The organism is Burkholderia sp. Bp9016 (assembly GCF_003857765.1).
Taxonomy (GTDB): domain Bacteria; phylum Pseudomonadota; class Gammaproteobacteria; order Burkholderiales; family Burkholderiaceae; genus Burkholderia.
In genome coordinates, this window is sequence record NZ_QTPY01000030.1 from 1 (window position 1) to 12,545 (window position 12,545).

Here is a 12,545-nt window from a genome sequence, read left to right on the forward strand (position 1 = left end):
CTCCTCCAGTCTGACTGTACTGAACAGGGATTCGTTGTAGCTGTCGGTGCCTCGCATGCTGCCTTCGTGCCTTGGGATCGGGTTCGCTACATCGTGACGGATCGGCGGGGGTATTTCAACGGCCTGCTAGCGCCAGCCCAGCAGCACCCGCCCCATCGCGTCGAGCCCGATGTCGAACAGATGCGACACGAATGGCACGAGGTTCGGGATCATCAGTTGCACGAGCAACAGTCCGACCAGCATCGTGACCGGAAAGCCGATCTGGAAGATGCCGATCTGCGGCGCCGCGCGGTTCAGGATCCCGAGCGCGAGGTTCGCGATCAGGAGCGCCGCGACCACCGGCAGCGCGAGCAGCAGCCCCATCTCGAACACGGTCGCACCAAAGGCGGTGAGCGTGCGCCAGCCGGGCGCGTGCAGCAGGCCGGCGGACACCGGCAGCGACTGGAACGACGCGGCGAGCGCCGCGAAGACCTGCAGGTGGCCGTCCACCGCGAGGAACGCGAGCATCGCGATCGCGTTCAGGAACCGGCCCATCACCGGCGTCGCGCCGTTCGAATGCGGGTCGAAGAAGGTCGCGAAGCCGAGCCCCATCGACAGCCCGATGAAGTCGCCGGCCGCCTCGACGGCCGCGAACACGATCTGCATCGTGAAGCCCATCGCCGCGCCGATCAGGAACTGCGTGACGATGATCCAGATGCCCTGCGCGGAGAATACGGTGACGCCGGGCATTGCACCGAGCGTCGGCGCGACGACCAGCGCCATGAACGCGGCCACGCCGATCTTCACGCGCACCGGCACCGACGCGTGACCGACGACGGGGGCCGTCGCGACGAGCGCGAGGATCCGCACGAACGGCCACAGGAAGGCGGTCAGCCAGCCGTTGAGCTGCGCGTAGGTAACCGAGAACATCGCCGTGGAACCGGGCCTGGCCTGCCGGTCAACCGGCGCCGAGCGTCGCGACGTGCAGCAGCGTCTGCCGCAGGTAGTCGAGCATCGTCGTCAGCATCCACGGGCCGGCGATCACGAGCGTCGCGGCCACCGCGAGCAGCTTCGGGATGAACGACAGCGTCGATTCGTTGATCTGCGTCGCGGCCTGGAACAGGCTCACGACCAGGCCGACCGCGAGCGCGACCAGCAGCAGCGGCGCGGCGAGCAGCAGGCCGACCATCATCGCCTGGTGCGCCAGCGTCATCACTTGTTCGGGTGTCATCGCGCGATTCCTCCGCCGCTCACATGAAACTCTGCGCGAGCGAGCCGATCAGCAGCTGCCAGCCGTCGACCAGCACGAACAGCATCAGCTTGAACGGCAGCGACACGGTGGATGGCGACACCATCATCATCCCCATCGACATCAGCACGCTCGCGACGACCATGTCGATGATCAGGAACGGGATGAAGATCGTGAAGCCGATCTGGAAGCCGGTCTTCAACTCGCTCGTGACGAATGCGGGCACCAGCAGCGACAGCGGCACGTCTTCCGGGCCCTGCATCGGCGCGGCCTTCGAGATCTTCGCGAACAGCGCGAGATCGGTCTCGCGGGTCTGCTTCAGCATGAAGGTCTTGAACGGCGCGACGCCGCGCTGCACGGCCTGCTCCATCGGCATCGCGCCGTCGGAGAACGGCTTGTAGCCGTCGGTGTAGGCACGGTCGAGCACCGGCGACATCACGAAGAAGGTAAGGAACATCGCGAGGCCGACCAGCACCTGGTTCGGCGGCGTCGTCGCGGTGCCGAGCGCCTGGCGCAGCAGCGACAGCACGATGATGATGCGCGTGAAGCTCGTCATCATCAGCAGCATCGCCGGCAGGAACGACAGCATCGTGAGCAGCAGCATCGTCTGCACGCTCAGCGAATAGGTGGTGCCGCCGTTCGGGCCCGGGCTCGTGTTGAACGCGGGCAGGCCGGCCGCCTGCGCGCAGGCAAGCGCGGGGGCGAGGCCGAGGATCAGCACGGGCGCGAAGCGCGCCGTGCAGCGCAGGAATTCGTGTTTCATCGGAATGCAGGAACGGAAAGAGGGCACGGCGGCATGTCAGCGGTCCTTGCCGCGCCCGAGTCGCTTCGCGGCTTCGCCCGCGAGCGCGTCGCGAAAGCGCGCGCCGAACGTGCCGGGCAGTCCGCGGTCGGCCGGTGCGGCGCCGGCGGGTGCATCGGCCGGGGCCGACGCCGCCGTCAATGCGGCGGCCGAGCCGGCCGGCAGCGTATGCAGCAGCCGCACGTTGCCCGGCGCGACGCCGAGCACGAGCCAGGTGTCGCCGATCTCGACGATCGTCGCGCTTTCCTTCGCGCCGAGCCCGACGCTCGACACGACCTTCAGCGGGCCGCCGCGCCGCGCGGGCTGGAACCCGAAGCGGCGCGCGAGCCACGCGCAGCCGAACACGAGACCGATCACGACCGCGAGCCCGACGAGCGTCTGCAGCACCGCGCCGACACCGAGCGACGGTGCGGCCGAACCGACGATCACGCCCGACGCGATCGCGCCGGCGTGGTTCACCGCGTTCATGTCGGCCGCGCCGGCCGGCGCGCAGGCGAGCGATGCGGCGCCGGCCGCCGCCGCTGCAGTCGCGCGGCACATGCGCCGGCCGAACGGCGCGGCTTTCATCGATTCAGCTTCCGGATGCGTTCGGCCGGCGTGATGATGTCGGTCAGCCGGATGCCGAACTTGTCGTTGACGACGACCACTTCGCCCTGCGCGATCAGGCAGCCGTTCACGAGCACGTCCATCGGCTCGCCGGCGAGGCCGTCGAGCTCGACGACCGACCCCTGCGCGAGCTGCAGCAGGTTGCGGATCGCGATCTTCGTGCGGCCCAGCTCCACGGTCATCTTGACCGGGATGTCGAGAATCATCTCGATGTCGTTGTGCGTCGAACTCGGCGCGGCCTTCGACAGCGGCTGGAACACGCCGGCGCCCGTCGCGCCTGCCTGCACCGGCTGCTGGTTCTGCTCGGCGAGCGCGGCGGCCCAGTCGTCCATGCCTGGATCTGCCTGCGCGGCGGCGGCCGATTCCGCGAGTGCGGCGTCGGCGAGCGCCTGCGGGTCGAGATCGGGCGTCTGGTTCAGCTCACTCATATCCACCTTCCTTCATCGTGTCGCTTGCGCTGATCATCTTCTGCACGCGCAACGCATATTGACCATTGAAAATGCCGTAACCGCACTCCATCACCGGCACGCCGTCGACCTTCGCGACGATCGTGTCCGCGATTTCCAGCGGCAGCACGTCGCCCGTACGCAGGTTCAGGAGTTTCTCGAAGTTCGTCGAGATCTCGGCGAGATCCGCGCTCAGCTCGACCTCGGCGGCCTGTACCTGCTGCGACAGCACGCGCACCCAGCGGCGGTCGACTTCGAGCGCCTCGCCCTGGATCGGCGAACTCAGCACGTCGCGGATCGGCTCGATCATCGAGTACGGCATGCAGATGTGCAGCGTGCCGCCGGTCGGCCCGAACTCGATCGAGAACTGCGTGACGATCACGATCTCGTTCGGCGTCGCGACGTTCGCGAACTGCGTGTGCATCTCCGAGCGCAGGAATTCGAACTGCAGCGGCCGCACGCTCTTCCACGCGCTCGCGTACTGCTCGAACACGAGGTTCAGCAGCTTGCCGATGATCCGCTGCTCGGTTGCCGTGAAATCGCGGCCCTCGACGCGGGTGTGAAAACGCCCGTCGCCGCCGAACAGGTTGTCGACGACGAAGAACACGAGGTTCGGATCGAACACGAACAGCGACGTGCCGCGCAGCGGCTTCACGTGCACCAGATTCAGGTTGGTCGGAATCGGCAGGTTGCGGGTGAACTCGCTGTACTTCTGCACCTTCACCTGGCTCACGGAAATTTCCGCCGTGCGCCGCATGAAGTTGAAGATGCCGATCCGCAGCAGCCGCGCGAAGCGGTCGTTGATGATCTCGAGACCGGGCATCCGGCCGCGGACGATCCGTTCCTGCGTCGCGATGTCATAGGGGCGGACGCCCGACGTGTCGCGCTGCTCGTCGACTGTATCGGTTTCGCCCGTGACGCCCTTGAGGAGGGCGTCGACCTCCTCCTGGGACATGAACTCCTGGTGGCCCATGCGCGCTCCTTTTTCGGCCGCGTTACTGGACGACGAATTCGGTGAACAGCACGTCGTCGACCTTCGCGCGCTCGTTGCCCGGCTGCGTCGGTTGCCCGATCAGATCCCGCAGTTCCTTCGCGAGCGCACGCTTGCCGTCCGGCGTCGCGAGATCCTCGGGATGCTTGTTCGACAGCGCGAGCAGGATCCGGCTGCGGATTTCGGGCATCCGCGCGGTCAGTTGCTCCTGCACCTTCGGGTCGGTGAGCTTCAGCGACAGGCCCACGCGCAGGTAGTGCTGCATGCCGTCGTCCGACTGCAGGTTCACGGTCAGCGGGTCGAGCGGGAAGAACACCGGCGCGGCGAGCGGCGCAGGCTCGGCGTGCGTGCCCGGATGGCCGACGCCTGCCTTGCTCATGAACACGTACATGCCGGCGGCGGCAGCGGCGGCAGCGCCCAGCGCGATGACGGCGATGAGCGCGATGCGCTTGAACTTGCCCGACGAAGCCGGCTTGTCGGCAGTCGGGTTTGCGGTCGTGGAGGCCATGTGAATGCGTGCGTGATATCTCGTAGCATGCATTGTTCGGCATCCGGGCCGGGCGCGATGGGTGGAAAAGAGGGGGGATTTGCGGCTATCTCAGCCGATTGTCGGCCGGGTGTCGGCTCGATGCAGGGTGGCAGCGGCGGGGAAGCGGCCATGCGGAACGCGGCACGGCCGGCGGGCGCCCGGGCTGCGAATGGAAACGGCGGGCCGGGCCGGCAACGGCGCCCGCCCGGACATCGTCAGGTCGGCAGCAACGACAGCAGCGGCGCGATCAGCACCATCGCGACACCCGCGATCATCATCGTGAGGCTCGACACGACGCCTTCCTCGCTGCCGATCTCGCGCGCCTTCGCAGTGCCCACGCCGTGGGCAGCGGCGCCGAACAGCGCACCGCGCGCGAGCCGCGTGCGCATCGGCACCAGCGCCAGCACGATTTCGCCGAGCAGCATCCCGCAGATGCCGGTCGCGATCACGAACAGCGCGGTGAGGTCCTTCGGCGCGTGGATCTTGTCGGACACGGCGAGCGCAAACGGGGTCGAGACCGAACGCGTCATCAGCGAGCGCTGCAGCTCCGGCGACAGATGCAGCAGCTTCGCGAGCAGCAGCGACCCGCACACGCCCGCGCCGATCCCGACCGCGACGCCGACCGACAGCGACAGCCAGTGGCGGCGGATCAGGTCGCGATACTCGTAGATCGGCACCGCGAACGCGATCGTCGCCGGGCCGAGCAGCCACATCAGCCAGCGCGTGTCGCGGAAATAGACCGAATACGGCGTGCCGGTCAGCAGGACGAGCAGCACCAGCACGCCCGGCACGAACACGAGCGGCGAGAACAGCAGCGTCTTCTTGTACGCGTAGAGCCGCTTCGACGCGAAATACAGCACGACCGTCAGCACGAAGCAGCCGACGGAGATCGCGGTATTCACGTGGTCGGCGGACAGGTTCGACGGCAGCGTAAACATCGCGGGCTCCGGCTCAGTGGACCGACACGGCGGCGAGGCGGGCGCGGCGGCGTTCGGCAAACACGCGCTGCGCGGCGAGCCGGCGTTCGAGCTTCGCGGCGAGGTCGACCGCGACGGCCACCGCGACCATCACGAATGCGGTGCCAGCAAGCATGACCAGCGCGATGCGCCAGCCGTCCTCGCGGAACAGCCCGCCGTACTGAACCGCCGCGACGGCGGCCGGCACGAAGAACAGCAGCATGTCGGATAGCAGCCAGTTCGCGCCGTCCTTCACCCATGCCGGCGCAACGCGGCCCGAGAACAGCAGCGCGAGCAGCACCGCGAGACCGATTACGCCGGACGGCACCGGCAGCCCGACCGCGCGCACGGCCCAGTCGACCCCCATCCACAGCACGCCGAGCGCGGCGGCCTGCAGCACGATCCGGCCGGTGCGCGCAACGTTGCCTGAAGCGGCGGGGCGGGCGACGGTCGTAGCGGTCGGCTTGTTCATGGCGGGCTCCATACGGATAAGTCTGTCGATGGCCTCAGTATAGGGTTTCCCCTAACCATAAATAAAATGACTTGTCTCTATCCTTGTCATTCCAATTCGGAATTCAGTTGCGGCTTGCCGCACCAATCTGGGGAGTGATCGATGGAATTGCGCGCGCTGCGGTACTTCGTCGAGGTGGTCCGTCAGCAGAGCTTCACAGCGGCCGCCGACCGCCTGTTCGTCACGCAACCGACCATCAGCAAGATGGTGAAGGCGCTCGAGGACGAGATCGGCTCGCCGCTGCTGCTGCGCGACGGCCGGCAGATGGTGCTGACCGACGCGGGGCGGATCGTGTTCCAGCGCGGCCAGGACGTGCTCGCCGCGCAGGCGCAACTGCAGTCGGAGCTGAACGATCTCGGCACGCTAGGGCGCGGCGAGCTGACGATCGGCATTCCGCCGCTCGGAGGGTCGCTGTTCACGCCGATCATCGCCGCCTACAAGCAGCGCTATCCGAACATCGAGCTGAAGCTGTTCGAGCAGGGCGCGCGGATGATCGAGGCCGCGCTGACGTCGGGCGAGCTGGAACTCGGCGGGCTGCTGGAGCCGGTCGACCCCGGCACATTCGACCGGCTGCCGATGGTGCATGCACCGCTGTGGCTCGTTGCGCCGCGCGAGTCGCGCTGGGAGGATCACGCGGCCGTGCCGCTCGCCGACCTCGCCCGCGAGTCGTTCGTGTTCTATGCGGAAAGCCTCGCGCTGCACGACGCGGTGCTCGACGCGTGCCGGCAGGCCGGCTTCACGCCGTCGATCGTGAGCCGCAGCGGTCACTGGGATTTCATGGCGGCGCTCGTGCATGCGGGCGTCGGCATCGCGCTGTTGCCGGAGCCGTACTGCCGCCGGCTCGACACGCGGCAGTTCACGTGCCGGCCGATCGTCGAGCCGGAGATCACATGGGCGATCGCGCTCGGCTGGCTGAAGAAGGGGTATCTGTCGCACGCGGCGCGGGCATGGCTCGAGGTCGCGCGGGCGACGCTGCCGATCGCGTCGGGCGACGATCTCGCGTTCGGGGGATTGCGCGCGAGGGAGTGATGCCGGCCACGCGGGCGGGCGAGCGCGGCGGCGAACGGACGGGGAGCGCCCGCCCGCCGCGCGTTCAATGCCCCATCGCCGGCCCCGCGCCCTTCTTCGGCTTCGTGATCCATACGAGCGCCGCCAGTACGATGAACACGCCCGCCGACAGGTGGAAGAAATCGTTGGTCGCCATCATGAAGCCCTGCTGCGTGACGAGCTGGTTGAGCTGCGCATTGGCCGTCTGCCCGACGATGCCGAGCTGCGCGAGCGCTCCCTGGTAGTCGGTCGTGTTCTGCGCGTAGACGCTCACCGATTCCGACAGCCGCGCGTGGTGGTAGATCGCGTCGTTCTCCCAGAACGTCGAGCTGACCGCGGTTCCGATCGCGCCCGACAGCGTGCGCAGGAAGTTCGACAGCCCCGACGCGCTCGCGAGCCGCTCGTCCGGGATGCTCGACAGCGTGATCGTCGTCATCGGCACGAAGAAGCACGCGACGCCGATACCCTGCACGAGCCGCGGCAGGATCACGTGGTTGAACGGCACGTCGAGCGTAAACGTCGAGTTCCAGACCGACACGATCGCGAACACGATGAACGCGAAGCTCGCCACCATCCGCAGGTCGAGCCGGTGCATGTTGCGCCCGATCAACGGCGACAGCACCAGCGCGAGCAGCCCGACCGGCGCGGTCGCGAGGCCCGCCTTGCCGGCCGTGTAGCCCATCACCGTCTGCAGCCACAGCGGAAAGATCACGACCGAGCCGAAGAACGCCATGAAGCCGAACGAGATGATCAGCGCGCCGAGTGCGAAGTTGCGGTCCTTGAAGAGCGACAGGTCGACCACCGGCTCCTTCTCCGTTGCTTCCCAAACGAGCATGAACGCGAGCGACACGACCGCGATCAGCGCGAGCGCGACGATGAAGGTCGAGTTGAACCAGTCGCGGTCCTTGCCGAGGTCGAGCATCATCTGCAGGCACGACACGCCGATCACGAGCAGCGCGAGGCCGATCGCGTCGATCCGCTGCTTGGTCGTCTTCGTCTCGCGGCCGCGCAGCAGGAAATACGCGCAGGCCGCGGAGAAGATGCCGATCGGCAGGTTGATGTAGAAGATCCACGGCCACGTGTAGTTGTCGCTGATCCAGCCGCCCAGTAGCGGGCCGAAGATCGGCGCGACGATCACTGTCATCGCCCATAGCCCGAGCGCGAGCCCGCGTTTCGCGGGCGGATAGCTGCGCATCAGGATCGTCTGCGACAACGGCACCATCGGGCCCGACACGAGACCCTGCAGCAGCCGGAACGCGATCAGCGTCTCGAAGTTCGACGCGAAGCCGCACAGCGCCGATGCAATCGTGAACGCCAGCACCGACAACGTGAACAGGCGCACCTCGCCGACCCGCCGGGCGAGCCAGCCCGTGAGCGGCACCGCAATCGCGGACGCGACGGAATACGACGAGATCACCCACGTGCCTTCGCTCGTCGCGACGCCGAGGCTGCCCGAGATGGTCGGCACCGCGACGTTCGCGATCGACGTGTCGAGCACTTCCATGAAGGTACCGAGCGCGAGCCCGACGGTAAGCAGCGCGAGCGCGCCACCGGTGAGCGGTGCGGGTTCGGCCGCGGACGGCGCGGCGGATGCCGTGGTGGCGGACATCGGAATCTCCTAGACGCGGCGCGCGCGACGCGCCGGCACAACGCACGGGCGCGCGATACCGCGCGGCCCGTCCGGATGGAACAGGGTAGCAGGGAAGCGAAAGACCACGTGCCTCGTCATCTTCTGCCCAGACAGATAAATAAGCGAATGCTTAACCTAGACATCGTGTCTCCGTGCGCTCAGCGATCGGGGTCGTCGGGAGTCGGACAGCCCGCGTCGCCGGGCCCGTTCGCGATGAAGCGTTGCAGCAGGCCGGTGAGCATCGCGAGTTCGTCGGCCGAGAAGCCGGCGAGTTGCGCGTTCAGCGCGGTGGCGATCAGCGACGGCAGCGCGCGGGCCGCGTCGGCGCCGCGCTCGGTGAGCGTCAGCTCGATCATCCGGCGGTCCTGTTCGCTGCGCGAGCGCGCGACCAGGCCCTTGCGCTCGAGGCGGTCGAGCATCCGCGTCATCGATCCGCTGTCGTACGACATCTTGCGCGACAGCTCGAACGGCGTGCGGGCATAGCCGCGCGACAACAGCAGGATCACGCCGATCTGCTGCGCGGTGAGGTCGAATGGCTCGAGCGCGCGGTCCATCCGCTCGACGAGCGCCTGCCGGGCCTTGGTCAGGTAATAACCGAGGCTCGTTTCCAGTGCGATGGTGTCGGGATCGTAGAGGCCGCCGTTCATGCGATTTGCGCGCGCAGCAACAGTGCGTTTCAGGTCAAAACGCGCCCAGTATCTTGAAAAATGATTGCTTAGTCAATATTATTTCAGTCAATCAGTTACGACGTGCATGTTGCACTGCCGGAGACGATGTTCTGACCGCTTCGCCCGCGCTGCCGGGCACCCCGAGGATGTTCGCGATGCTGTCCCTGAAAAATGCCGCCGGCGCGCTGCGCCGCAACCTGACCGATACCGCTCATCACGTGGTTTCCGGGCCGCACCGCGGCTGGAAGATCGCGCTGTACGTGACGATGCTGGTGGTGCCGGGAGGGTCGCTCGCGGCGCTCGGGTTCGCATGGTTCGATCATCGCCGGCAGCGCAATGCGAAGGGCGCCGTCCGCCGCACGGGCCAGCCGTCGGCCACGGAGCCGTCGTCATGGCGGTCCGCCGCCGAATCCGTCCCGGTGCCCGTGCGCTGCCACTGACGCCACCGTCATCACGCCGCTCCCGCCATCCTGACCGGGCACCGGCCGCGCGATGCGCGGCCCGTCGTCGTGCCCGCCGCGCGCCTGTCACACCCGCAAGCGATCCGTAATGGCCGGTAAACCGGCCGGTCGCGCCGGTAACACATTCGTGCCGTTGCACACCGTACCCTTGGGGCTGCGCAGCAACCCCGCCGTCAGTTACCATTTGTCCGCCAGCGGCACAACGACCGCATCGCGCGACGCCGCTCGCCGGCCGTCGCGCCCAGACAGGAAAACCACGATGCCGTACGCCCCCCTCCCGCGCGCCCTTCGCCCGCTGAGCGCCGCCGTCGCCGTTGCGACGGCCGTGCTGCTCGCCGGCTGCGCCGTCGGGCCCGACTACCATCGGCCCGACACGTCGATCCCCGCCGCATACAAAGAAGCGCCGGCCGGCTGGAAGGTCGCGCAGCCTGCCGACCGCACCGACCGCGGCCCGTGGTGGACGGTCTACAACGATCCGCAGCTCGACGCGCTGATCGACAAGCTCAACGCGTCGAACCAGACCATCGCACAATCGGCCGCCGCGTACCGGCAGGCCCGTGCACTCGTCACCGAGGCGCGCGCCGCGTATTTCCCGACCGTCGGGCTGACCGCATCGGGCTCGCGTTCCCGCGCGGGCCGTACGTCGGTGTCGTCGGGCACGTCGTCGAATTTCAGCAGCAGCTCGTCGATCAGCAACAGTTACAGTGTCGGCCTCGATGCGAGCTGGGAACCTGACCTGTGGGGCAAGGTGAGCCGCACCGTCAGCGCGCAGCGCGCCGGCGAAGCGGCCGCCGCGGCCGATCTCGCGAACGCGCGGCTGTCGCAGCAGGCGCTGCTCGCGCAAACCTATTTCCAGTTGCGCACGTCCGATGCGCTGCAGAAACTGCTCGACGACACCGTGAAGTCGTACGGCGAATCGCTGAAGCTCACGCAGAACCAGTACGCGCAAGGCGTGGCCGCGCGCGCGGACGTGATCCAGGCGCAGACGCAGCTGCAGAGCGCGCAGGCGGCGTCGATCGACAACGGCGTCGCACGCGCGCAGTACGAGCATGCGATCGCGACGCTGGTCGGCGAACCTGCGTCCACGTTCTCGCTGCCACCGGCCCCGCTCACGGCCGAACCGCCGATCACGCCGGTCGACGTGCCGTCCGCAGTGCTCGAGCGCCGGCCCGACATCGCGGCGGCCGAACGCCGCGCGGCCTCCGCGAACGAGCAGATCGGCGTCGCGATTTCCGCGTTCTTCCCGACGCTCACGCTGTCGGCGAGCGGCGGCTTCCAGAGCTCCGTGTGGTCGCAACTGTTCACGCTGCCCGCACGGTTCTGGACGGTCGGCCCGCAACTCGCCGCGACGCTGTTCGACGCGGGCCTGCGCGCCGCGCAGACCGACGCCGCCCGCGCGACCTACGACGAGAACGTCGCCGCGTATCGCCTCGCGGTGCTCACCGCATTCCAGGACGTTGAGGACAACCTTGCGTCGCAACGCATCCTCGCGCAGGAAGTGGACGTGCAGCGGCAGGCCGTCGACAGCGCCGAGCACTCGCTCGCGATCGTCACGAACCAGTACAAGGCCGGCACGGTCGCGTATCTGAACGTGCTGAGCGCACAGACCACGGCGTTCACCGCGCAGCAGAAGCTCGCGACGATCGCCGGCCAGCGGATGGTGTCGTCGGTCGGGCTCGTGAAGGCGCTCGGCGGCGGCTGGAATACGTCGGAGATGGCGCGCGAAACCGGCGACATGGCCGCGCCGGCACCGGCGTCGGGGGCCGCGTTGCCGGCTGCAACCGCGCCAGTGGCCACCGCGCCGCTCGCGCAGAAGTAGAGTAGAAGCAGGAACGGAAAAGGCGACGCTGCTGTGCGCGTCAGCGCATCGCGTCGCCGAAGATCAGCGACACCTGGTTGTTGCCGATCGGATGACCGAGCAGGTTCAGCAGCCCGGCGAGGTTCGCCTGCTGCTCCGGCGCCGCATGCGCGGTGCCGCGGAACGATCCCTGACCGGGGCCGAAGCTGCCGTGCCCCTCGAGGAACAGCGGCCCCTGCGTCGTCGACAGGTCGAGATCGGCCCCCGTCCCCTTCGCCTGCAGCACCGCACGGTACGACCCGAGCGGCTTCACGCGCGACACGCGCGAACTCATCGAATCGATCGTCACCGTCAGCTGGCCGTACGCGTTGTTGCCGAGCAGGCGCCAGTCGGTCCAGCCGAGCCGCACGTCGCCCTGCAGGTCGAGCGTGTTGAACGGCGTGCCGAGCCCGGCGAGCAGCGACGCGGGCACGGCCATCGTGCCCGCCGACAGCACCGCGCCGCGCCACGTCGCGTCGAGCGTGACCGCATCGGGCATCGCCTCGGTCTGCCGCATGTGCATCCGCACGCGGCCGGTGAGGAGCGGCCAGAAGCGCGTCGTCCATTCGACGCGGCCCGGCAGCAGCGTCGCTGCGCTCTGGTCCGCGCCCGGCGCGAGCATCAGCGTGCCGGAACCCTGCCACAGCGATCCGTCCGGATCGACGAGATTCACGTGCCCGCCGGTCGCGCGCGCGAACTGCGGCGCGATCCATGCGGCCGGCGCGAGCGCGACGAGCGTCACCGCCGTCGCGAGCCCGCCTGCCGCCACCCACGGCAATGCGGCGACGAGCCGCCTGATCCCCGGCCTCATCGGCCGACTGCTGCGTGTTTCA

The 12,545-nt window shown here is 68.3% G+C and carries 15 protein-coding genes; 3 read left to right on the forward strand and 12 right to left on the reverse strand.

Features of this window, described 5'->3' with window-relative positions:
- Positions 1–126: 126 nt before the first annotated feature.
- The 9 genes from fliR to DIE13_RS27850 all read right to left on the reverse strand — a co-directional run bounded on the left by fliR (position 127) and on the right by DIE13_RS27850 (position 6,030).
- Positions 127–909, reverse strand: a complete 783-nt coding sequence (gene fliR / locus DIE13_RS27810) for a flagellar biosynthetic protein FliR (RefSeq protein WP_124830266.1) — start codon at positions 907–909, stop codon at positions 127–129.
- Positions 910–937: 28 nt separating this feature from the next.
- Positions 938–1,210 (reverse strand): flagellar biosynthesis protein FliQ, encoded by a 273-nt coding sequence (gene fliQ, locus DIE13_RS27815; RefSeq protein WP_006750427.1) that lies wholly within the window; start codon positions 1,208–1,210, stop codon positions 938–940.
- A gap of 19 nt (positions 1,211–1,229) precedes the next feature.
- Complete coding sequence (gene fliP, locus DIE13_RS27820; protein ID WP_124830267.1) at positions 1,230–1,991, reverse strand: flagellar type III secretion system pore protein FliP; 762 nt, start codon at positions 1,989–1,991, stop codon at positions 1,230–1,232.
- A gap of 36 nt (positions 1,992–2,027) precedes the next feature.
- The gene (fliO, locus tag DIE13_RS27825) at positions 2,028–2,597 is read right to left on the reverse strand and encodes a flagellar biosynthetic protein FliO (RefSeq protein ID WP_124830268.1); all 570 of its coding nucleotides are present in this window, start codon (positions 2,595–2,597) and stop codon (positions 2,028–2,030) included.
- The gene (gene fliN, locus DIE13_RS27830; RefSeq protein WP_096506765.1) at positions 2,594–3,064 is read right to left on the reverse strand and encodes a flagellar motor switch protein FliN; all 471 of its coding nucleotides are present in this window, start codon (positions 3,062–3,064) and stop codon (positions 2,594–2,596) included. Before fliN ends, fliO begins: the two co-directional genes overlap by 4 nt.
- A complete protein-coding gene (fliM, locus tag DIE13_RS27835; protein WP_124830269.1) occupies positions 3,057–4,055 on the reverse strand; it encodes a flagellar motor switch protein FliM in 999 nt (332 codons plus the stop codon). The genes fliN and fliM overlap by 8 nt, the downstream gene beginning before the upstream one ends.
- A 22-nt stretch (positions 4,056–4,077) precedes the next feature.
- A complete protein-coding gene (fliL, locus tag DIE13_RS27840; RefSeq protein ID WP_124830270.1) occupies positions 4,078–4,614 on the reverse strand; it encodes a flagellar basal body-associated protein FliL in 537 nt (178 codons plus the stop codon).
- 203 nt (positions 4,615–4,817) lie between these two features.
- The gene (locus DIE13_RS27845; protein WP_124830271.1) at positions 4,818–5,540 is read right to left on the reverse strand and encodes an LrgB family protein; all 723 of its coding nucleotides are present in this window, start codon (positions 5,538–5,540) and stop codon (positions 4,818–4,820) included.
- A gap of 13 nt (positions 5,541–5,553) precedes the next feature.
- The gene (locus DIE13_RS27850) at positions 5,554–6,030 is read right to left on the reverse strand and encodes a CidA/LrgA family protein (protein WP_124830272.1); all 477 of its coding nucleotides are present in this window, start codon (positions 6,028–6,030) and stop codon (positions 5,554–5,556) included.
- Positions 6,031–6,171: 141 nt separating this feature from the next.
- Here DIE13_RS27850 and DIE13_RS27855 point away from each other — a divergent pair, with 141 nt between their 5' ends.
- Positions 6,172–7,098, forward strand: a complete 927-nt coding sequence (locus DIE13_RS27855) for a LysR family transcriptional regulator (RefSeq protein WP_124830273.1) — start codon at positions 6,172–6,174, stop codon at positions 7,096–7,098.
- 64 nt (positions 7,099–7,162) lie between these two features.
- Here DIE13_RS27855 and DIE13_RS27860 read toward each other — a convergent pair whose 3' ends face one another.
- Together DIE13_RS27860 and DIE13_RS27865 are read right to left on the reverse strand one after the other, a co-directional pair.
- Positions 7,163–8,725: a DHA2 family efflux MFS transporter permease subunit gene (locus DIE13_RS27860; protein WP_124830274.1), complete on the reverse strand. Its 1,563-nt coding sequence runs from the start codon at positions 8,723–8,725 to the stop codon at positions 7,163–7,165.
- Between the two features lie 179 nt (positions 8,726–8,904).
- Positions 8,905–9,393 carry a MarR family winged helix-turn-helix transcriptional regulator gene (locus DIE13_RS27865; RefSeq protein WP_096506756.1) on the reverse strand — a complete coding sequence of 163 codons (489 nt, stop codon included), beginning with the start codon at positions 9,391–9,393 and terminating at the stop codon, positions 8,905–8,907.
- Positions 9,394–9,569: 176 nt separating this feature from the next.
- On the opposite strand from DIE13_RS27865, the gene DIE13_RS27870 reads away from it, so the two are divergent.
- The gene (locus DIE13_RS27870; protein ID WP_124830322.1) at positions 9,570–9,854 is read left to right on the forward strand and encodes a multidrug ABC transporter ATPase; all 285 of its coding nucleotides are present in this window, start codon (positions 9,570–9,572) and stop codon (positions 9,852–9,854) included.
- A 280-nt stretch (positions 9,855–10,134) separates the two neighbouring features.
- On the forward strand, positions 10,135–11,694 hold the full coding sequence (locus DIE13_RS27875; protein ID WP_124830275.1) for an efflux transporter outer membrane subunit: 1,560 nt from the start codon (positions 10,135–10,137) through the stop codon (positions 11,692–11,694).
- A 40-nt stretch (positions 11,695–11,734) separates the two neighbouring features.
- Here the strand turns inward: DIE13_RS27875 and DIE13_RS27880 are convergent, their stop codons facing one another.
- The gene (locus DIE13_RS27880; RefSeq protein ID WP_124830276.1) at positions 11,735–12,523 is read right to left on the reverse strand and encodes a type II secretion system protein N; all 789 of its coding nucleotides are present in this window, start codon (positions 12,521–12,523) and stop codon (positions 11,735–11,737) included.
- Between the last annotated feature and the right edge of the window lie 22 nt (positions 12,524–12,545).